This window comes from Streptomyces abyssalis, assembly GCF_001751365.1.
GTDB lineage: Bacteria > Actinomycetota > Actinomycetes > Streptomycetales > Streptomycetaceae > Streptomyces > Streptomyces abyssalis.
The window spans coordinates 200,841-221,009 of sequence record NZ_LJGT01000038.1 but is presented as its reverse complement, the minus strand read 5'-3'; the positions used below and the strand labels follow the sequence as shown (position 1 = coordinate 221,009).

Below are 20,169 nucleotides of genomic sequence, written 5' to 3'. Positions count from 1 at the left end.
GCGTTCCACCATCCTGTCGGGTGCGGGGACCGGCTGGTTCCCCGCGGCACGTGTGGCGTGGATCACCCAGAGGGGCCGGCGGGAGTGAAGCGCGGGCGCACAGAGCGAATCAGCTCACGGACGGCTCGTCACGGCGGGAACTCACCGCGCACGCAGCCCGACTCCTGCAGAGGTCCGGAAGCCAGGAGCGGCGCGTGGCCGCAGCCGCAGCGGAGACGGAGAGCATCAGTGAGGGCGCAGCACGAACCGCCGCAGTCGAATGGCGCAAGCGAGGAAGTCCGGCCGGGGAACGCGGCGCTGACGGCGCTGCTGACCTGCGCGATGGCGTTCTCCATGATGCAGCTGTTCCTTCTGGGGGCGCTGGGGCCCCGGCTCGTGGGTGAGTTGGGCATCTCGCCGACCGTTCTCGGTCTGACGACGACCTTCGGGTTCGGCACGGCCGCAGTGCTGTCGCCGCTGGGCGGCCGGCTGGTGGACCGGGTCGGGCCGCGGCGCTCCACGGTGGCCCTGCTGCTGGTCGCCGCCGCATCCCTCGCGCTCATCGGTTCCGCGCCCGGAGCCGGTCTGCTGCTCGCGGCGGTCTCGCTCGGCGGTCTGCCCCAGGCGCTGGCCAATCCCGCCACCAACAAGGCCGTTCTGGCCGCTGTCCCACCGGACCGACGGGGACCGGTCACCGGGATGAAGCAGTCCGGCGTCCAGCTCGGCGCGTTCGCCGCGGGGTTTCCACTGGCCGTCCTGGCCGGGAGCGTCGGCTGGCGAGGCGCCGTATGGACGGCGGCCGGGGCCGCCGCGGCTGCGGCCGCCTGGGCCGCGGTGGCGCTGCCACCGGACGCACCTTCCCGGCGACCGGGCCTGAGCCACCCGGTGATGTTCAGGGGCACCGTCGCGTGGCTCGCGGGCTTCTCGCTGCTGCTGGGCTCGGGGATCGCCTCGGTCAACACGTATCTCGCGCTGTACGGCAGCAGAAGCCTGGGCCTGGATGCGACCGCCGCCGCCGCTCTCGTGGCGGTCCTCGGCGTGGCCGGAATCGCCGGCCGCGTGGGCTGGTCGAAGGCGGCAGGGGGACCGGGACGTGCCGAGGTGCTGCCCGCTTGGCTGGCGGCAGGTGCGGTCGGCGCCGCGCTCCTGCTCGCCGGCGCCGCTCAACTGCACGCCCTGGTCTGGGCGGCGGCGGTGGCCGTCGGGGTGTTCGCGGTCTCGGGCAACGCCGTGTCCATGGTGCTGGTGATGAAGCGTGCCGTGCAGGGCCGCGCAGGGATGGATTCCGCTCTGGTCTCGGCGGGCTTCTTCGCGGGGTTCGCAGTGGGACCACCGCTGTTCGGGGTGCTGCTCGAGGCGGCCGGCTACGTACCAGGATGGCTGCTGGTGGCGGCGGAGTTCGCCGGGGCCTGCGCGATCGCGGCACTGTGGGCCCTCCGTGACCGCCGCGGCAAGGCGGCTTCGGCATGACCCGTGAGTCGTGGGCAGCGCCGGCGCTGGAGGCGGTCCTGTCACGAGCGGTCCTCACCCGGGACGAAGTCGCCCATCGTTTCCCCTTGTTCGCCGACCCGGAGAGCGGACGGTGGACCACCAGCCGCCGGGGGTCCTGGACCGGCGGGTTCTGGTCCGGCCTGCTCTGGCTGCGTGCGAGGCACACGGGCGCGCAGCGCGACCGGACCGTGGCGTGGGGGACCACGGACATGCTGGCGGACAGGCTCTCCGACGACACCGCCACGCGGGGGCTGATCCACTGGTACGGCACGGCCCTGGCGTCGGGGAGACGCGCGGATGAGCTCAGGGAGCGGGCCGGCCATGCCTGCCTCGCCGCAATGGACCCCGAACTCGGCCTGGTGCCATGGGGTTCGGCGTTCGGCGGCCCCCGTCTGCTGGCGCGCGCCGACGCCGTACCCGGCATGGTCCCGCTGCTCTCCTCCACCAGGCCCGGAGGGGATGCGGCGGCACTGTCCCATCTGGAAAGGCACCTCGAACTCTGCCTCAGCCAGGAGCCGTTGAGACCGGCCTGGCGCTACGAGGCCGCTTCCGGCTGGGAGCCGTGCGATGAGCCTGCGCCCGGCTGGAGCCGCGGCAGCGCGTGGCTGCTCCTCGCGGTCGCCGACGGGCTGGCCCGGCTTGCCCCCGGGCACGGCGCGGAATCCCGGTTGAACACAGCGGCGGTGCGGCTGACGGCCCACTGGATGCGGCCCCCGGACGGATCACTCATCCCTCTCGCCGAGCCCGGCAGGCCCGGGAGCCCCCTCGACACGTCCGCGGCGGCCGTCGCAGCCGTCGCGCTGCTGAAGATCGCCGCGGTTCAGGAGCGCAGGGAGCTGCATGAGCAGGCGACGCTGATCCTCCGGACCCTCGTACGGGAGCACACGACCGGCGGCGGCAGCGGCGCCGACGCGTACGACCGTCCTGCCGGGATGCTCCTGGACGGCTGCTACGACGCCGGCAACGGGATCGCCGTGCGGCACGAGCTGATCTGGGGCGACTTCTTCCTGGCCCTCGGACTCGCCGTCCTCACCGGCCTCGTCGGCGTCAACGAGACGTGAGAGGCGGGCAAGCCCGGGTCTCCCCTCAGCGCAGGCGGAGCACGCGCCGCGCCACGGACGTCATGTGCAGCTCGTCCGGCCCGTCGAGGATGCGTGCCGCGCGGCCCGTGCGGAAGAGCGCCGGCAGCGGAGTGCCGGGGCCCAGCCCCTCCGCTCCGTGTATCTGGATCGCGGCGTCCGCCACCTGCTGCAGCATGCGAGCCGCGGCCACCTTGGCGAGGCCGACCTCCACATGCGCCTCGTCTCCCGCATGGATCCGCGCGACCGCTTCGTGGACGAGCGGGCGGGTCGTACGTATCGCGAGCAGCGCCTCGAAGACGTGCCGCTGCACCAACTGCTGTTCCCCCAGCAGGACTCCGCGGGCCCCGGTCCGTTCCGCGGCACGCTCCCGCATGAGGCCGAAGGCGCGCTGGGCCTGGCCGAGCCACCGCAGGCACCGCAGAGCGCGTCCCAGTTGCAGACGCTCCGACGCGACGGCGAGGGCTTTCCCCCGGTCGCCGAGCAGATGGTCGGCAGGCACCGTGACGTGGTCGAACTCGATCTCCCACTGTCCGCCGGCACCCATGACGGGCAGCTCCCGTACGACGCGGAACCCGGACGCCGATGTGGGGACCAGCAAGAGGGACAACCCCTCGCGGTCGCCGGCGAGGCCGTCGGTCCGTGCGAGCACGGTGACCAGGTCGGCTCCGGCGGCCCCGGAGGTGAACCACTTGCGGCCGCTGATCTGCCAGCTCCCGTCCCCCTGTTGCACCGCCCGGGTGCGGACGGCAGGAGGGTCCGTGCCGGGAACCCCCGGCTCCGTCATGGCGTAGCAGGCACTCATCTCCCCGGCCGTGATGCGGGCGGGATACTCCCGCCGCACACGGTCGGAGCCGTGGCGCTGCAGCATCAGCACGTCCAGGAGCGGCGCGGACCCGAGGGCGACGGGACCGTGGTCGCTCGCCCCCTCCGCCTCGGCGAGATGAGCGTGCTCCGGCAACGCGACTCCCTGCCCGCCGAGTTCGGCGGGCAGCGGCAGAGCCCACAGTCCTTCCCGCCTGGCCTCGCGCTGAAGTCCGCGCATGGCGGCGGCGGCAGGCTCGCCGCCCGCATCCAGGACCTGCTCCCGCGGCATCACACGGCTGCTGACGAAATCCGCGACCCGGTCTGCCAACTCGACGTGTCCGACGGGGCATCCGGGGCGGCCGTGCCCCGTCCGGCCGAGACTCTCCACCGCATTCTCCTGATCGTCGGGAACCTCTCGGTGAGGCGGTACGACTGCCTCTCCGTGGAACTGGTCGGGCGCGAGGGCTCCCGGGTTCCCGCGTCGCGGACGCCCGGCGCTCGCCATCGGCCGCGTCAGGAGAGGACAGGAGAGGAGAGGCATGGCATCACCGACCGTCAGGCGTACGGGGCTGCCCCTGGACGGCCTCAGCCTGGAGGCTTCGTCGCCGCCGGGCACGAGCGGGCTCGTGAGCGGCCATCTCCGTCTCCTCGGGGCGGAGGCCGAGCCCCGGCGAACGACTCCGGACGTCCCCGGCCGGATCACGGCATCCGGTGACGGCTTCGGCCCCGTCGAGGTCCGGATGCACGCCGTGAACGAGGCGAGCGGCGTCGTGGACGAGGCAACAGCACAGGCCGCCACCGGAATCATGGCCGTGCACGGGAGGCGGGACGGGCAGCCACGGGGGCTGGCCCTCGACTACGTCTCGGCTGCCACGGGCCTGCTGGGGGTGCAGGGCCTGCTGGCCGGCCTGCTCGCGGAGGCCCGCGGCATGCGGGCGCACCAGGTGACGACGAGTCTGCCGAGGGCCGGTCTGCTGTCCGTCTCCCAATACCTCGCAGCCGAAGGGGCGGACGAGGAGGAGGCGTGTGAACTCTCGCCGGGCGGGCCGCCGTTCTCGTCCGCCGACGGCACGGTCTTCGAGCTCGAGACGCTCGACCCCACGGCGTGGGCCGCCTTCTGGCAGGCCCTGGGGGCACCAAGGGACGCCGTACGCAGCGGCTGGCGCCCCTTCCAGTTCCGTTACGCGACAGCCTGCGCACCGTTCCCCGAAGTCCTGCATGCGACGACGCGCGACAAGTCCTGGCAGAGCATCCGGGCGGCCGCGGACGACTCCGGCGCGCAGGTGTGCGCACTGCGTGCCGTGGCGGACCGTGCCGCCGAACACGACGGTGCGGCGCCCTGGAGGCTGACCGAGCTGGGAGCCGGCCCGTACGAGCCCACTCGTCCGGAAGCGGGTACCGCCCCCCTGGCCGGGGTCACCGTGCTCGAAGCAGGGCGCCGCATCCAGGCACCGCTCACGGCGCACCTGCTCGGCCTGCTCGGCGCGGAAGTGATACGGATCGAACCGCCCGGCGGTGACCCGCTGCGCGGCATGCCGCCCGCCTGCTCGGGCGTCTCGGCCCGGTGGCTGGCGCTCAACCGCGGCAAGCAGGCGGCGGAGGTCGACATCAAGTCCCCGTCGGGGCGGGAGCGTCTGCGGGAGATGGCCGCCGAAGCGGATGTCTTCGTGCACAACTGGGCGCCGGGGAAGGCCGCACAGCTCGGCCTCGACGCAGGCGACCTCGCGGCCGTGAACCCGTGCCTCGTCTACAGCTGCACGAGTGGCTGGGCAGGCCGGCTGCAGAACGCCCCCATGGGCACGGACTTCATGGTCCAGGCACGCACAGGCATGGGCGAGGCCGCCCGCCCCTCAGGCGAACCCCCGGCTCCGTCCCTGATGACCCTGCTCGACGTCATGGGCGGTCTGCTCGGCACGGAGACCGTCCTCGCCGCGCTCCTCCAGCGTGAGCGGTACGGCCACGGGGTGCGTGCCGACTCCTCACTGCTCGGCGCGGCCGACATCCTGCTGGCCCCCGCCCTGCGCCGGGCCGCGGAGGGCCGTGGCACCCGGCGCCCGGCCGGGTTCCGCCGGCCGTTGCGTACCGCCGACGGCTGGGTGGCACCCGCTGACGCACACGCGTCCGAAGCCGCCGGCCACGACCTGAGCGGTCTGACCACCGCGGACGCCGTCGACAGGCTGCGCGCACACGGACTGGCCGCCACCGCCGTCACCAACCGCCTGACCTCGCTGGACCACGATGCCCGCTTCGCCGGCCTGATCCGGCGCGACCGGCACGGCGCGTTCGCCGTCCCCGACCCCTGGAGCTTCGCGTGACCCTCGTCCTGCACGACCTCCTGCCCGCACGGCAACGTCGTTCGTGGGCTGCCGACGGCACCTGTCCCGATCTTGACCTCTACAGCCTCTACCGGTCCCGGCAGATCGCGGACCCGCACCGGACCGCGGTGATCGACGCCAAGGGCAAGCTCTGCTACGCGGCCCTGGACCGAAAGGTGCGGCGTCTGGCAACCGGCCTCGGCGAACTCGGCATAGGCCCGGGTGACGTGGTCGGCGTCCAGCTGCCCAACGGCCGCGACGCGGTGATCGCCGACCTGGCCCTGGCCGCGGTCGGAGCGGTCGCTCTGCCGTTCCCCGTCGGCCGCGGCAGCCTCGAAGCGGAGTGCCTGTTGCGCCGCGCCGAAGCCGTCGCAGTCATCGCCGTCACGGAGCACCGCGGCAGTCACCACGCGGCCGAACTCCAGGAGCTCGCCCCGGCGTTGCCCGCCCTGCGCCACGTCATCGCCTGCGGCCCGGGCGACGCCCCCTGCGGCACCGTGCCGTATTCGGCGCTCCTGCGTACGGATCCGGCGGCCTTCACCCCGGCACGTCCCGACCCCGACGGCCCGGCCCGCATCCTGGTCTCCTCGGGTTCCGAGTCGGAACCCAAGATGGTCGCCTACTCGCACAACGCCCTCGCCGGCGGCCGTGGCAACTTCCTCGGCTCGCTGCTGCTCGACGACGCGCCGCCCCGCTGCCTCTTCCTCGTGCCGCTCGCGTCCGCCTTCGGCTCCAACGGCACCTCGGTCACCCTCGCCAGGCACGGCGGCACGCTGGTGCTCCTCGACCACTTCACACCGGAGGGCGCCCTCGCGGCGGTCCGGAAACACGAACCGACCCACGTCCTGGGCGTACCGACGATGGTGCGCATGATCCTCGAAAGCCTCGACAAGGAAGGCCGGAGCGGGACCGAACCCGCGGGACTCCCTTCACCGGCAGCTCTGGTGCTCGGTGGATCGGTGCTGGACGAGACCACGGCGGCCGGCGCCCGCCGCGCCTTCGGCGCCCCGGTCGTCAACCTGTACGGGTCGGCGGACGGCGTCAACTGCCATACCGGCCTGGACGGTGAAGTACCTGAGACCGCGGGAAGCCCCGCTGTCGTCGCAGGCAGGCCCGACCCGCGCGTGGCCGACATCAAGATCGCCGACATCGATTCGAAGGACCTCACCGAGGCACCGGGCGGAAGCGTCGGGGAGATCATCGCCCGCGGCCCGATGACCCCCATGTGCTATGTCGGCGCCCCGGATCTGGACGCCCGCTACCGCACGCCGGACGGCTGGGTCCGCACAGGGGACCTCGGATTCCTCGACGACGACGGCATCCTCCACGTCGTCGGACGGCTCAAGGACGTCGTCATCCGCGGTGGCGCCAACATCTCCCCGGCGGAGGTCGAACGGGAGCTGTCCTCCCATCCGCTCGTCCGGGACGTGGCGTGCGTGGGGGTCCCGGACGACCTGATGGGTGAACGGCTCGCGGCCTGCGTCGTCACCCGAGGCGACGACGCCCTCGGCCTCGAAGCACTGTGCCGGCACCTGACCCGGCGGGGTCTGGAACGGCGTAAGCACCCCGAGCGGTTGCTGCTCGTGCAGGAACTCCCGCTCACGCCCGCGGGCAAGACCGACCGGGCGGCCCTGCGCGACCGGCTGATGAAACTGGGCGGGCCCCGGGAGGGGACGGCACCCGTACCCGTGGCGGGACCCGCATAGAGGGAGGGGGCCGCGGCCCTCGGCTGTGCCTGGGCTGCCGCCCCCGCCTCCGAATGCTTCAGCTCCCGCTCAGGACATGGCGTTCCGCAGCTCGGCGGCCGCCTTCCGGTAGACCGGCCAGAGCTCCAGATCCTCACCCGGGTAGTTCGCGACCTTCACCTGCTTCGCGTCCGAATCCGGCAGGACGGTGCCGGTGGACATGTGCTCGTTGTCCACGACGAGTCCGGGCTTCTTCTTCGACAGCTTCGAAAGCTGGCCGGCGGTCACGGCCTCCGGCCCGAACGTGCCCGCGATCTTCGCCCCTGCCATCCGGGCGGACCAGACGGTGAAGACCTGGCTGACCGCCGTCGGCCGCTCACCGTCCTTCCAGGAGGACTTCAGCTGCGAGGACAGCTTGCCGTACTTGGCGCCGAAGTCCTTGTTCCACTTCCTGGCCATGTCCTCGGTGCCGAACTTCCCGGCGAGGCGCGTCACTTCGGACTTCACGTTGCGCGGGTCGTTGTCGAGCTTCGTCTCGACGAGCTCGGCCTTCGAGCCCGCGGCTTCCTTGATCTTCGCCGCGTACGGCTCGAAGGGTGCGTAGAGCACGTAATCGGCCTTGGCGACGGTCGCGAGATCCGTGGGCTTGGGGTCGTAGTCGGGTGCGTGCTGTACCGACTGCGGCACGATCACCTTCACGTCCTCGGCACCTGCCGCCTTGGCGAACGCCCCCTCCCACGTGGTGGTCGCGACCACCACGGGTCCCTTGCCCTTCTCGTCTCCGCCGTTCGATGCGGAGCCGGACGAGCCGCCGCAGCCGGCCGTGAGGGAAATCGCGGCACTCAGTGCGAGGAAGGAACTGAAACGGACGCGGTTGAGCGCCATGAGGTGACTCTCCGTTCGGGTATGAGGTGAACTGCAATGACGACCAACCCCGCCGCCAGGACGAGGACGGGGCCGGGAGGCAGGTCCAGGGCAAGAGCGGCGAGGAATCCCGTCAGATTGACGACGACGCCGATCGCAACGGCCCACAGCGTGATCGACTTGAGCGACGTGCCAAGACGCCGGGCAGCGAGCGCGGGCAGCAGGGTCAGGGCATCGACGAGCAGCGCGCCGGTGAGCTTGATCGCCCCGGCGACCGCCACGGCGACCAGAACCAGGAGCACGAGCGTCAAGGCACGTACCGGCACGCCCGAGCACAGTGCGAGCTCCCGGTCGTAGAGCAGCAGCGACACCTCCCGGCGCCGCCACAGGAAGAGAGCGCAGACCGTGACCGCGAGGGTGCCGAGCACCCATACGTCGGCGGAGCCCACGGAAAGGATCGAACCCCACAGCAGCGCGAAGGCGCCGGAGGCGTTGATGCCCGCGACGGACAGCACCAGCAGGGCGGCGGCGATGGCGAGGCTCATCAACAGGCCCATGGCGCCGGACAGTCCGTCCGGTGTACGGGCCAGGGGCGCCACGCCGGCCCCGGCCAGGGCACAGGCCACAAGCGCACAGAGCACGGGGTCGAGCCCCGTCAGCATGCCGACGGCGATGCCCAGCAGAGCGACATGCATCATCGCGAACCGCACCGGCATGATGTCGAGCCCGACGATCACCACACCGATCACGGGCAGGCCCAGCGCCGCCAGCAGCAGAGCGAGAGCGGCGCGCTGCACCGGCACCAGCTGCAACAGGGCCCCGACGTCGGCCACCACGGTCACCCGGCCTCCCGCAACCGTCCGGCCGCCATCTCCAGCACCCGGTCGCACCGGTCCGCCATGGTGCGGTCATGGGTCACCACGAGCAGGGTGACGGGCAGTGAAGTGAGGACGTCGGCGGCCTCTTCCTGCCCTTCGAAGTCCAGCGCCGCCGTGGGCTCGTCGGCGAGAACCACTCCGGCACCGGCGGCGACGCAGCCCGTCGCCCGGGCGAGATACATCCGCTGCAGCTGTCCGCCGGACAGGGTCCGCAGGGGCCGGTCCGTCAGGCCTCCCACCCCGAGCCGCACGGCGGCTTCGGCAGCCGCTCCCGGCGCGTTGCTGCTGGCGAGCAACTCGCCGGCCAGCAGCGGGAAGCGGCCCGGCACCGGCTTCTGCGGAATCCATGCGCACGAGCGGCGGCGCCAGGCCCACTCGGCGTTCGAGTCCGCTCCTCTCCCGCCGACATCGATGGTGCCCGTCCACTGCCGGTGCAGGCCCAGCACGCAGCGCAGCAGTGTCGTCTTGCCTGATCCGTTGGTCCCGGTCAGGGCGACCCGCTCTCCCGCCACGACCTCCAGATCCACACCGGAAACTGCCTCGACCTTGCCGTGACGGCATGCGACGTCCCTCAACGTCACACCCAGACCGCCCATGCTGTGCCCTTCGAACGCCTCGTCACGTGTGGCACGGCGGGGCGTCCGCTGTGCCGTACGTGAGTAGTCGGACGGGCAGGGGACTCGGTTCCTGCGCCGGGCTTCGCCTTCACGCCGTACAGGCCCGCGGCTTCAGGAGACGGACCCCGGTGGGCGGGGCTCGGTGGACGGGCCGGTGGACCGGGGGCGTCGGGGCTGCGCGGAACCCTCGGTCGACGCCCTGTCCGCCTCAGGCCGTTGCCGCGAGGGTGTCGGTCAGCTTGCGCAGTGCCTGGTCGAGTTGGTCCGCGGGGATGCCGCCGCCCTGGGCGACGTCGTCGGTGCCGCCGCCGCGGCCCTGGAGGGCCTCCTTGACCAGGGTGCCGGCGGAGAGGCCGGCTGAGCGGGCGGCGGGGGTGAGGGCGACGGCCATGAGGCCCTTGTCGCCGTCGCGTGCGGCGATGGCGGCGACGCCGGGGCGGCCCTGGGGGAGCTTGTCGCGTACGGACCGGGCCAGCCGCCGCGCCGCGGGCCCGTCCCCCTCGATCACTGACGCGGCGAGAAGTGCGCCGCCGATCTCCCGGCTGCCGGCTGCCAGTTCGGCGGCCCGCGCCGCGTTCTCACGCTCGCGCAGCCGCTGATTCTCCTGGTCGGCCGCCTTGAGACGGCCGAGGAGGGTGGCGATGCGGTCGGGGAGTTCGGCACGCGGGGCCTGGAGCTGTTCGGCGATACGGGAGACGAGGTCCCGCTCGCGTGCCAGGTGGCCGAACCCCTCGTTGCCCACGGCTGCTTCGAGACGGCGCATGCCGGCACCGACGGAGTACTCGGCGGTGAGGGCGACGACGCCCACCTGGGAGGCGTGAGCGACGTGGGTGCCGCCGCACAGTTCGCGGGACCAGGCTCCGCCGATCTCGACGACCCGTACCTGTTCTCCGTACGTCTCGTCGAACAGGGCGAGTGCGCCCGCCTGTCTGGCTTCGGGCAGCGTCATCCACCGTACGTCCACGGGCAGATCGCGGCGCAGCGCGCGGTTGGCGGCCTCTTCGATCTCGCTGCGGGCGGAGGCGCTGAGCGCCCCGCGCCAGGGGAAGTCCAGGCGGAGGTGGCCGGGGCGGTTGTAGGAGCCCGACTGCAGGGCTCCCGGGCCGAGGATCTCGCGGAGTGCGGCGTGCAGGACGTGGGTGCCGGAGTGTGCCTGCCGCGCGCCGAGCCGCCACTCGGGGTCGACGGCCGCGTGAACCGGGTCGCCGGCGGCCAGTTCCCCCGCGGTGACGCGGACTTGGTGGACGACGAGACCGGGCAGGGGGCGTTGGACGTCGAGGACGTCGGCCTCCACGGACGCGCCGGTCAGATGCCCCGCGTCGCTCTCCTGACCGCCCGACTCGGCGTAGAAGGGCGTGCGGTCCAGGACCACCGTGACGATGTCTCCCGTACGGGCGACGGGCAGCGTTCCGTCCGTGCCGAGCAGGGCGAGGACGCGGGAGTCGGTGGTGAGGGCGTCCCAGGCGCGCCAGTCGGTGGGGCCGTGTTCGCCGAGTACGGTGCGCAGTTCCGAAGTGTTCACCGTGCTGCCGGACTTGCGGGCGCGGGCGTCGGCCCGGGCGCGTTCACGCTGCTGCGACATCAGCTCGGTGAAGCCGTCGCGGTCGACGGTGACGCCCTGCTCGGCGGCCATCTCCAGCGTCAGGTCGATGGGGAAGCCGTACGTGTCGTGCAGCATGAAGGCCTGCGAGCCGGGGAGCGAACTGCCGCCTTCCGCCCGGACCTTGGCGACGGCGGTGTCGAGGATCGTCGTGCCCTGGCGGAGGGTGGAGCGGAAGGCTTCCTCCTCGGCGTACGCCTGGTCGGCGATCCGCTCGAAGGAACCGGCCACCTCGGGATAGCTCTGCGCCATCAAGTCGCGGGCCACGGGCAGCAGTTCGGGCAGCGCGGGGTCGTGGTGGCCGAGCAGGCGCATGGAGCGTACGGCCCGGCGCAGGATGCGGCGCAGGACGTAGCCGCGGCCCTCGTTGCCCGGGGTGGTGCCGTCCGCGAGGAGCATCAGCGCCGTACGTACGTGGTCGGCGACGACGCGGAGCCGTACGTCGCCGTCCTCGTCCGATCCGTAGGCCACGCCTGTGAGCCGGGCGGCCCGTTCGAGGACGGGCCAGGTCTCGTCGATTTCGTAGAGGTTGCCGACGCCCTGGAGGAGCGTGGCCATACGTTCCAGGCCCATTCCGGTGTCGATGTTCCGGCTGGGCAGTTCGCCGAGGATCGGGTAGCCGGACTTGCCGTGGCCCTCGCCTCGTTCGTACTGCATGAAGACGAGGTTCCAGAACTCCATGTACCGGTCCTCGTCGGCGTCCGGCCCGCCCGGCTTCCCGAAGGCCGTCCCGCGGTCGTAGTACAGCTCCGAGCAGGGACCGCATGGCCCGGGGACGCCCATGGACCAGTAGTTGTCCTCGTCCCCTCGGGAGACGATGCGCCCGTCCGGCAGCCCCGCGACGCGCCGCCACAGGGCGCGTGCCTCGCTGTCGGAGTGGTGGACCGTGACCCAGATCCGCTCCGGCTCCAGGCCGTATCCGCCCTCGGCGACCGGCTTGGTGGACAGCTCCCAGGCGAAGGCGATCGCCTCCTCCTTGAAGTAGTCGCCGAAGGAGAAGTTGCCGTTCATCTGGAAGAAGGAGCCGTGCCGTGTGGTCCGGCCGACCTCCTCGATGTCCAGGGTCCGCACACACTTCTGCACGCTTGCCGCCCGCGGCCAGGGGGCGGGCGTCTCACCCGTCAGACAGGGCTTGAACGGCACCATGCCCGCGTTGACGAAGAGCAGCGTCGGGTCGGGCGTGGGCAGCGGGGCGCCGGGGACCACCGTGTGCCCTCGCTCGGCGAAGTAGTCGAGGAAGCGGCTGCGGATCTCGGCGGTGCGCAAGGCGACTCCGGGCGGTGGGAGCGGTCGGGCGGTCAGGCGGTCCGGGCGGTGAGAAAGTCAGGAAGTCGGCCGGTCAGAAGGGGAGTTCGGCCGGATGGCCGGGACCGAGGAAGACGGCGGAACCGCGGCCCGACGGGGCCGGGTGGGTCGCCTGGCGCCATCCGAGCCGCCGGTAGAAGCGCAGGGCGGACTCGGCGCGGACCGAGGTGAGCAGCCAGCACCTGCCGTCCGGAACAGCACTGGTGACGGCGGCGAGCAGCGTCCTGCCGACCCCTCGCCTCCGGGCCGCCTCGCCGACGGCGAGCTCGTCGACCTCCAGGCCCGCGCACAGCCACTCCGCGGTGCGCCGGGCTCCCAGAGCCGCCGCGGCCTGGGGGTAGCAGCGTCCGGACGGGAACGGCGACGGAGTGGTCCAGGCAGCCGCGAAGCCCACCACCTCGGCCCCCTTGAGCGCCAACGCCCCAGTGAATCCCGGCCGTTCGACGTCCGTTGTCAGCCGCTCAAGGTATGCCGCCGCCTGATCGTCGCTCTCCTCCCAGGGCGGGGAGCCGAACGACTCCTTGTAGACCTTGCGTATCCCCGTCGCATGCGACAACAGCGTGGCGCCGTCGACGAGTTGGACATCGATGGTCATGCGGCCGCCCGGCCCGGGACCGTCGACGGCTGCAGTGCCGCGAACTCCAAAGGCGCCGACGGATCGACGGACACGTCGAGCGGTGCCGGCGCGGCGTCGGCGCGGACGAGCAGGTCCCCGACGGCGGCGATCATCGCGCCGTTGTCGGTGCACAGCCGCATGGGCGGCACCCGCAGCGCGATCCCCGCCGTACGGCAGCGCTCCTCGGCGAGGGCCCGCACCCGGGAGTTGGCGGCGACGCCCCCGACCACGACCAGCGTGTCCACACCGTGGTCCCTGCACGCGGCAACGGCCTTGCGGGTCAGCACATCGGCGACGGCCTCCTGAAGCGCGGCGGCGCCGTCCGCGACGGGCAGGGCGTGCCCGCTGCCGCGGATTCCCTCGGCCCAGCGGGCGGCGGCGGTCTTCAGCCCGGAGAAGGAGAACGCGTACGGATCGTCGCGGGGACCCGTGAGCGGCCGCGGGAAGGAGACCGAGGCGGGGTCGCCGTCCCGTGCCGCGCGGTCGATGGCGGGCCCGCCGGGATAGGGGAGGCCGAAGACGCGGGCGACCTTGTCGAAGCACTCGCCCGCTGCGTCGTCCAGGGTGTCGCCCAGGTGCACGATCGGCTCGCCCGCCAGGTCGCGGACGAGCAGCAAGGACGTATGGCCGCCCGAGACGATCAGCACCATGCACGGGTCGGGCAGCGGGCCGTGCTCCAGCATGTCGGCGGCCACATGGCCTGCCAGATGGTGCACGCCGTGCAGCGGCACTCCCAGCGAGTACGCGAGGCTCTTCGCCGCGGCGACCCCGACCTGGAGGGCGCCCGAGAGCCCCGGGCCCGTCGTCACCGCGACGGCCCCGACGTCCCCGAAGCCCAGCCCCGCCTCGTCCAGCGCCTGCCGGATCACGGGCTGCACGGCCTCGACGTGGGCGCGGGCGGCGATCTCCGGCACCACCCCGCCGAAGCGCGCGTGCTCCTCCATGCTCGACGCGAGCGCGTGCCCGAGAAGCCGCCCGTCGCTCACCAGCCCGGCTCCGGTCTCGTCGCAGGACGACTCGATTCCCAGCACGACTCCGGAGGCCACGCTGCTCCCTTCCGGCCTTCTGCCTTGACTGCCGCAGTTGCAAACTCTTTGCAATAAGACTACGGCAGGCAGGGCGCCGGGAGCGCGGGTTCGAGCGGCGCAGCAGGTGAGCGCCCGTGATCCGGCCGTACGGGGCTGCGGGGCCGTGGCTCTGGACGGGGCACCGGAGGCCCTGCGGGTACGGAGCCCGCCTCAGGCGGCCCCGTACTCGTAGAACCCCCGGCCCGCCTTCCGGCCCAGCAGCCCCGCCTCGACCATCCGCTTCAGGAGGGGCGGCGGTGCGTACAGGGGCTCACGGAACTCCTCGTATAGGGACTCGGCGATCGCCGCGACGGTGTCGAGGCCGATGAGGTCTGCGAGCCTGAGCGGGCCCATCGGATGTGCGCACCCGCGTTCCATGCCCTCGTCGATGTCCTCGGGGCTTGCGAAGCCGGACTCGGTCATGCGTACGGCGGAGAGCAGATACGGGACGAGCAGGGTGTTCACCAGGAATCCCGCGCGGTCCTGTGAGCGTACGACGTGCTTGCCCAGGACGCCGGACGCGAACTCCTCCGCGGCGGCCAGCGTGCGAGGAGCGGTGTGCAGCGTCTCGACGACCTCCACGAGGGGCATCACGGGCACCGGGTTGAAGAAGTGCAGCCCGACGACTCGTTCGGCGTTGCCGGTGGCCATGGCGAGGCGGATGACCGGCAGGGAGGAGGTGTTGGTGGCCAGGATCGCGTCCGGGTCCCCGACGGTCTTGTCGAGGACGGCGAACAGCTCGGTCTTCAGTTCCGGGTTCTCGGAGACGGCTTCGACGACGAGTTGGCGGTCGGTGAGGCTGTCCAGGTCGGCGGTGAAGACAAGGTGCGCCAGGCCGGCATCGGCCTCGGCACGGTCCAGTTTGCCCCGCTTGACGGCGCGTTCCAGGGAGGCGGTGATCCTCTCCCGGGCCGACTCCGCCGCTGCGCGGTCCACTTCGCACACGACGGTGTCCAGTCCGGCGCGGGCGCAGACCTCCGCGATGCCGGTGCCCATCTGGCCGCCGCCGACGACTCCCACTCGCTCGATGGGTGCGGTCATGAGTCCACCTCCGTGGTGTTGCTGCGACGGACGAGGTGGCGCTCGTAGGCGTCGACGGTGAAGAAGCCGGGCAGTTCGCGGGCCAGAGCCGTACGGACGAAGATGTCGCGGGCCTCGGCCGACAGTGCCGAAGGGTCCTCCTTCGCCAGGGCGGCGCATTCGTCGTCGAGCAGGCCGAGGACGGTCTCCCGGCTGACTGCTCCGTGCTGCTGCCACTGCCAGATCTGGCAGCGGGCGATCTCCGCGGTCGCGGCGTCCTCCATCAGCCCGTAGAGGGCGACCGCGCCCTGACCGCGCAGCCAGCCGTCGAAGTACCGCAGGGCGACGGCGATGTTGCTGCGGACGCCCTCCTGGGTTGGAGGACCGGCGGTGCGGCGGACGGCGAGAAGGCCGGCGGCCGTGACCGCCACGTCCTCACGCGTGCGTTCGATCTGGTGCGGGCGCTCGCCGAGCACGGAGCCGAACGTGTCGCGGCAGGCGGGCACGAGAGCGGGATGGGCGACCCAGGAGCCGTCGAAGCCGTCTTCCGCCTCACGCTCCTTGTCGAGCCGGACACGGGCGAGGGCCGCTTCGCGGGAGGCCTGATCGCCGCTGGGGATCTGGGCGGCCATGCCACCGATGGCGTGCGCACCGCGCTTGTGGCAGGTGCGCACGAGCAGTTCGGTGTACGCGCGCATGAAGGGTGCGGTCATGGTGACCTTCGCCCGGTCGGGGAGTACGAAGTCGGGGCGGTGCGCGAAGTTCTTGATGAGGTTGAAGAGGTAGTCCCAGCGGCCGGCGTTCAACCCCGCGCTGTGGTCCCGCAGTTCGTAGAGGATCTCCTCCATCTCGAACGCGGCGGTGACCGTCTCGATGAGGACCGTGGCGCGGACGGTGCCGCGCGGGATGCCCAGCAGGTCCTGTGCGAGGACGAAGATGTCGTTCCACAGCTTCGCCTCGTAGTGGTTCTCCAGCTTCGGCAGGTAGAAGTACGGGCCGCTGCCCGCCTCGATCTGTCGCTGTGCGCAGTGGAAGAAGTACAGGCCGAAGTCCACCAGCGGTGCGGGGACCGGGCGGCCGTCGACCAGCAGGTGGTCCTCGGTCAGATGCCATCCGCGCGGCCGCACCATGATCGTGGCCGGGTTGCCGGCGACGCGGTACCTCTTGCCGTTCTCCGTGGTGAAGTCGATCCGCCGCTCGATGGCGTCGAGCAGGGTGAGCTGCCCGCCGATGATGTTCTCCCAGGTGGGGGAGGTGGCGTCCTCGAAGTCCGCCATCCACACCCGCGCACCGGAGTTGAGCGCGTTGACGGCCATACGGGGCTGCGGCGGGCCGGTGATCTCGACTCGGCGGTCGGTCAGCCCCGGCGCGGGCGGCGCCACCCGCCACCCGGGATCGTCCCGCACGGCGGACGTGGCGATCGAGAAGTCGAGCGAACAGCCGGACGCCAGGCGCAGGGCGCGGCGGCGACGCTCGGCCAGCACGCTGTCGCGGCGCCCTGCGAAAGCTGCGTCCAGGCGGCCGATGAACTCCAGGGCCTCAGGGGTGAGGATCTTCTCGAAGCGGTCGCCGGGAGGGCCGGACACCTCGACGTGGTGAGTGGTGGGGGAAGCGACAGACATGCTGGTCTCCTGAACAGGTCTGCTGGGAGCTGCTGCTGAGATGCGGCGGTGAGGGGGCGGGGGCGCGCCCCCTCACCGGTACGGGAGTCCGGGCCGTGACGCGGGGAGGCATCCGGCCCGAACGGCCTTTACTTGAACTGCTGTTCTTCGGTGGAGCCGCGCAGCGCGGTGGTCTCCCCCGTGGGGTTGACGGCCGTGCTGACGAGGTCGAAGTAGCCGGTGCCGACTTCGCGTTGGTGCTTGACGGCGGTGAAGCCGTGCTCCTGCGCGGCGAACTCCCGCTCCTGCAGCTCGACATAGGCGGTCATGCCCTCGTCGGCGTAGCCCCGTGCGAGGTCGAACATCCCGTGGTTGAGGGAGTGGAACCCGGCCAGGGTGATGAACTGGAAGCGGTAGCCCATGGCGGCCAGCTCCCGCTGGAACTTGGCGATCTGGTCGTCGTCCAGGGCCGACTTCCAGTTGAAGGACGGCGAGCAGTTGTACGCCAGCATCTGGTCCGGGTGGCGGGCGTGGATCGCCTCGGCGAACTGCCGTGCCTGCTCCAGGTCCGGCGTGCCCGTCTCCATCCACAGCAGGTCCGCGTACGGGGCGTAGGCCAGACCGCGCGCGATCACCGGTTCCATGCCGGGACGGACGCGGTAGAAGCCCTCCGCGGTGCGCTCGCCGGTGGCGAACTGCGCGTCCGTCTCGTCGATGTCGCTGGTGAGCAGGTTCGCGGCGAGCGCGTCCGTGCGCGCCACGATCACGGTGGGCACGTCGGCGATGTCGCTGGCCAGCCTGGCCGCGTTGAGGGTGCGCACGTGCTGGGCGGTGGGGATCAGCACCTTGCCGCCGAGGTGGCCGCACTTTTTCTCGGAGGCGAGCTGGTCCTCGTAGTGGATGCCGGCGGCGCCCGCTTCGATGAGGGCCTTGGTCAGTTCGAAGGCGTTGAGCGGGCCGCCGAATCCGGCTTCCGCGTCGGCGACGACCGGAGCGAGCCAGTCGGTCGTGTCGCCGGCGTCCTCCGCGGTGGCGATCTGGTCGGCGCGCAGCAGGGCGTTGTTCACGCGACGCACCACGGAGGGGACGGAGTTGGCCGGGTAGAGGCTCTGGTCCGGGTATGTCTGTCCGGCCTGGTTGGCGTCGGCGGCGACCTGCCAGCCCGACAGGTAGATCGCCTGGAGTCCCGCCTTGACCATCTGGACGGCCTGGCCGCCCGTCAGCGCGCCCAGGGCGTGGATGTAGTCGCGTTCGTGCAGTTGCCGCCAGAGCCGCTCCGCGCCGCGCCGGGCCAGGGTGTGCTCCTCCTGGACGCTGCCCGAGAGCCGGATCACGTCCTCGGCTGTGTAGGTGCGTTCGGTGTTCTGCCAGCGCGGATCGGCGGCCCACCGCTGTGCCAGCCGTTCCGCCGCCGTGGTCCCTGAGTCCGCCATGCCTTCTCCCGGAGTCGTATCGAGGTGTGTAAAGAATGCGAAGAGAGTGCACTGGGTGACACTCTTTGGTGTGCGGCTGGTCGGCTCCGTCCGGGTACGTGAGACGATGTATCGGACGGAGGTGAGCCGAACTGACCGGGATCTCCGATGTCAGGGCCTTATCGTGCCCGGTTCTTCGGTCCGGGCACCGAGTGGCCGACCAGCCGCACAACCCAACATGGCAGTGGCACTGAGTGCCGTCCACGGTGGCACGAAGCCAACTTCTGCGAATCTTCCCAGGCTGTTTTGCGAAGGTTGCCAATCAATGGCTGCGTACGATGGGGAAGGCTCGTCCGCCCAGACGGCGGATGCGCGAAGTCCGGACCGGGAAGAGAGGCAGCCGATGAGCAAGACCTACGCGGGCCCCCGGCTGCGCCGGCTGCGTGAGGAGCGGCAGCTCAGTCAGGCGGCCCTGGCCCGGCTGCTGGAGATCTCCCCGAGCTACCTGAACCAGATGGAGCACGACTCCCGGCCGCTGACCGTGCCCGTGCTGCTGCGCCTGACCGAGACCTTCGGAGTGGATCCGGGCTTCTTCTCCGAGCGCGACACCACACGTCTGGTGGCGGACCTGCGCGACGTACTCGCGGAGGAGGTGACCGCCGCCCGCGTGTCGCCGTCCGATCTCGCGGAACTGGCCTCGCGTCAACCAGCCGTGGCGGAGGTCCTGTTGGGGCTTGGACGCCGCAACCAGTCCCTGACCGAGAGGCTGGACCAGCTGCGTCCGCGGGACGGGACGGGCCACGACGTCACAAGCCGCGGGCCCCACGAGGAGATCCGCGAGTTCTTCTACCGGCGCCAGAACTATCTGCACGAAGTCGACCTGGCCGCGGAGGAACTCGCCGCCGAGGCCGGGGTGCGTCCCGGCGAGGTGCGCCAGGCGCTGGCGGCACGCCTCACCGAACGGCACGGCGTCCGCATCGCCTCCGACGCCGAAGAGATGCACCGCTACGATCCGGCGCGGCGCGTGCTGCACCTCTCGCCGACGATGCGCCCCGGGCAGCAGGCCTTCCGCATGGCGACCCAGCTCGCCCTGCTGGAGCACGACCGACTGCTCGGCTCACAGGCGTCCGAGGACTACGAAGAAGGCTCTCCCACCTGGTCGTTGGCCCGGATCGGGGTGGCCAACCACTTCGCCGGCGCGCTGATCCTTCCCTACCGCGCCTTCCATTCCGCCGCCGAGGAAGTGCGGTACGACATCGAGCGGCTCACCGACCGCTTCGGCGTCGGCTACGAGACGGTGTGCCACCGGCTGAGCACGCTGCAGCGTCCGCGGCTGCGGGGCGTGCCGTTCTCGTTCGTACGGGTCGACCGGGCCGGCAACATGTCCAAACGGCAGTCCGCGACCGGCTTCCACTTCTCCCGCGCGGGCGGCACCTGTCCGTTGTGGAACGTCTACGAGGCCTTCTCCTCACCCGGCCGTATCCATGTACAGCTCGCCGAAATGCCCGACGGTCACCGCTACTTGTGGACGGCCCGCACCGTTCACCGTCACCGCGGCGGCTGGGGCGAGCCGGGCAAGACCTTCGCCGTCGGGCTCGGCTGCGAGATCCGCCACGCGGACCGGCTGGTGTACTCCGACGGTCTCGACCTCGGCAACAACGCCGCCGCCACCCCCATCGGCATGGGCTGCCGCATCTGCGAACGGGTCGCCTGTCCGCAGCGCGCCGCGCCGCCCCTGGGGCGGCAGTTGGCGGTGGACGAGAACAGCACCACCTTCGTGCCGTATCCGGTGGAGCCGGAGGGCCACCGAGGCGTCTGACGCACCCGTCGGGT

15 protein-coding genes are annotated in these 20,169 nt (G+C 71.9%); 5 read left to right on the top strand and 10 right to left on the bottom strand.

Annotated features, from left to right (window positions below):
- Nucleotides 1-228 precede the first annotated feature (228 nt).
- Together AN215_RS08230 and AN215_RS08225 are read left to right on the top strand one after the other, a co-directional pair.
- Nucleotides 229-1,449 (top strand): MFS transporter, encoded by a 1,221-nt coding sequence (locus AN215_RS08230; protein WP_338057913.1) that lies wholly within the window; start codon nucleotides 229-231, stop codon nucleotides 1,447-1,449.
- Nucleotides 1,446-2,531 carry a sugar ABC transporter permease gene (locus AN215_RS08225; protein WP_070013241.1) on the top strand — a complete coding sequence of 362 codons (1,086 nt, stop codon included), beginning with the start codon at nucleotides 1,446-1,448 and terminating at the stop codon, nucleotides 2,529-2,531. Before AN215_RS08230 ends, AN215_RS08225 begins: the two co-directional genes overlap by 4 nt.
- Before the next feature lie 25 nt (nucleotides 2,532-2,556).
- Here AN215_RS08225 and AN215_RS08220 read toward each other — a convergent pair whose 3' ends face one another.
- Entirely contained in the window at nucleotides 2,557-3,744 is a 1,188-nt protein-coding gene (locus AN215_RS08220) for an acyl-CoA dehydrogenase family protein (RefSeq protein WP_070013242.1), read from the bottom strand.
- 151 nt (nucleotides 3,745-3,895) lie between these two features.
- On the opposite strand from AN215_RS08220, the gene AN215_RS08215 reads away from it, so the two are divergent.
- Together AN215_RS08215 and AN215_RS08210 are read left to right on the top strand one after the other, a co-directional pair.
- A complete protein-coding gene (locus AN215_RS08215; RefSeq protein WP_070013243.1) occupies nucleotides 3,896-5,671 on the top strand; it encodes a CoA transferase in 1,776 nt (591 codons plus the stop codon).
- Entirely contained in the window at nucleotides 5,668-7,377 is a 1,710-nt protein-coding gene (locus AN215_RS08210) for a class I adenylate-forming enzyme family protein (RefSeq protein WP_070013244.1), read from the top strand. Before AN215_RS08215 ends, AN215_RS08210 begins: the two co-directional genes overlap by 4 nt.
- A gap of 69 nt (nucleotides 7,378-7,446) precedes the next feature.
- Here the strand turns inward: AN215_RS08210 and AN215_RS08205 are convergent, their stop codons facing one another.
- The 9 genes from AN215_RS08205 to aceA all read right to left on the bottom strand — a co-directional run bounded on the left by AN215_RS08205 (nucleotide 7,447) and on the right by aceA (nucleotide 18,357).
- Nucleotides 7,447-8,241 carry a metal ABC transporter substrate-binding protein gene (locus tag AN215_RS08205; protein WP_070013245.1) on the bottom strand — a complete coding sequence of 265 codons (795 nt, stop codon included), beginning with the start codon at nucleotides 8,239-8,241 and terminating at the stop codon, nucleotides 7,447-7,449.
- Nucleotides 8,199-9,062, bottom strand: coding sequence for a metal ABC transporter permease (locus tag AN215_RS08200; RefSeq protein ID WP_070013246.1), 864 nt, complete (start codon nucleotides 9,060-9,062; stop codon nucleotides 8,199-8,201). Before AN215_RS08200 ends, AN215_RS08205 begins: the two co-directional genes overlap by 43 nt.
- Nucleotides 9,059-9,694, bottom strand: a complete 636-nt coding sequence (locus AN215_RS08195) for an ATP-binding cassette domain-containing protein (RefSeq protein WP_070013247.1) — start codon at nucleotides 9,692-9,694, stop codon at nucleotides 9,059-9,061. Before AN215_RS08195 ends, AN215_RS08200 begins: the two co-directional genes overlap by 4 nt.
- A 229-nt stretch (nucleotides 9,695-9,923) precedes the next feature.
- Complete coding sequence (alaS, locus tag AN215_RS08190; protein ID WP_070013248.1) at nucleotides 9,924-12,581, bottom strand: alanine--tRNA ligase; 2,658 nt, start codon at nucleotides 12,579-12,581, stop codon at nucleotides 9,924-9,926.
- Between the two features lie 73 nt (nucleotides 12,582-12,654).
- On the bottom strand, nucleotides 12,655-13,215 hold the full coding sequence (locus AN215_RS08185; RefSeq protein ID WP_070013249.1) for a GNAT family N-acetyltransferase: 561 nt from the start codon (nucleotides 13,213-13,215) through the stop codon (nucleotides 12,655-12,657).
- Nucleotides 13,212-14,282 carry a tRNA (adenosine(37)-N6)-threonylcarbamoyltransferase complex transferase subunit TsaD gene (gene tsaD, locus AN215_RS08180; RefSeq protein ID WP_070013250.1) on the bottom strand — a complete coding sequence of 357 codons (1,071 nt, stop codon included), beginning with the start codon at nucleotides 14,280-14,282 and terminating at the stop codon, nucleotides 13,212-13,214. Before tsaD ends, AN215_RS08185 begins: the two co-directional genes overlap by 4 nt.
- Before the next feature lie 192 nt (nucleotides 14,283-14,474).
- Nucleotides 14,475-15,344, bottom strand: a complete 870-nt coding sequence (locus tag AN215_RS08175) for a 3-hydroxybutyryl-CoA dehydrogenase (RefSeq protein ID WP_070013251.1) — start codon at nucleotides 15,342-15,344, stop codon at nucleotides 14,475-14,477.
- The gene (gene aceB / locus AN215_RS08170; RefSeq protein ID WP_420856234.1) at nucleotides 15,341-16,987 is read right to left on the bottom strand and encodes a malate synthase A; all 1,647 of its coding nucleotides are present in this window, start codon (nucleotides 16,985-16,987) and stop codon (nucleotides 15,341-15,343) included. The genes AN215_RS08175 and aceB overlap by 4 nt, the downstream gene beginning before the upstream one ends.
- An 86-nt stretch (nucleotides 16,988-17,073) precedes the next feature.
- On the bottom strand, nucleotides 17,074-18,357 hold the full coding sequence (gene aceA / locus AN215_RS08165; protein ID WP_070013253.1) for an isocitrate lyase: 1,284 nt from the start codon (nucleotides 18,355-18,357) through the stop codon (nucleotides 17,074-17,076).
- A gap of 382 nt (nucleotides 18,358-18,739) precedes the next feature.
- Here aceA and AN215_RS08160 point away from each other — a divergent pair, with 382 nt between their 5' ends.
- The gene (locus AN215_RS08160) at nucleotides 18,740-20,155 is read left to right on the top strand and encodes a short-chain fatty acyl-CoA regulator family protein (RefSeq protein ID WP_070013254.1); all 1,416 of its coding nucleotides are present in this window, start codon (nucleotides 18,740-18,742) and stop codon (nucleotides 20,153-20,155) included.
- Nucleotides 20,156-20,169: the final 14 nt, after the last annotated feature.

What these genes read in the sequence shown, in the direction of transcription:
- AN215_RS08225 (WP_070013241.1), top strand. Translation starts at nt 1,446, where the DNA reads ATGACCCGTGAGTCGTGGGCAGCGCCGGCGCTGGAGGCGGTCCTGTCA.
- AN215_RS08215 (WP_070013243.1), top strand. Translation starts at nt 3,896, where the DNA reads ATGGCATCACCGACCGTCAGGCGTACGGGGCTGCCCCTGGACGGCCTC.
- AN215_RS08205 (WP_070013245.1), bottom strand. Translation starts at nt 8,241, where the DNA reads ATGGCGCTCAACCGCGTCCGTTTCAGTTCCTTCCTCGCACTGAGTGCC.
- AN215_RS08195 (WP_070013247.1), bottom strand. Translation starts at nt 9,694, where the DNA reads ATGGGCGGTCTGGGTGTGACGTTGAGGGACGTCGCATGCCGTCACGGC.
- AN215_RS08185 (WP_070013249.1), bottom strand. Translation starts at nt 13,215, where the DNA reads ATGACCATCGATGTCCAACTCGTCGACGGCGCCACGCTGTTGTCGCAT.
- AN215_RS08175 (WP_070013251.1), bottom strand. Translation starts at nt 15,344, where the DNA reads ATGACCGCACCCATCGAGCGAGTGGGAGTCGTCGGCGGCGGCCAGATG.
- aceA (WP_070013253.1), bottom strand. Translation starts at nt 18,357, where the DNA reads ATGGCGGACTCAGGGACCACGGCGGCGGAACGGCTGGCACAGCGGTGG.
- AN215_RS08160 (WP_070013254.1), top strand. Translation starts at nt 18,740, where the DNA reads ATGAGCAAGACCTACGCGGGCCCCCGGCTGCGCCGGCTGCGTGAGGAG.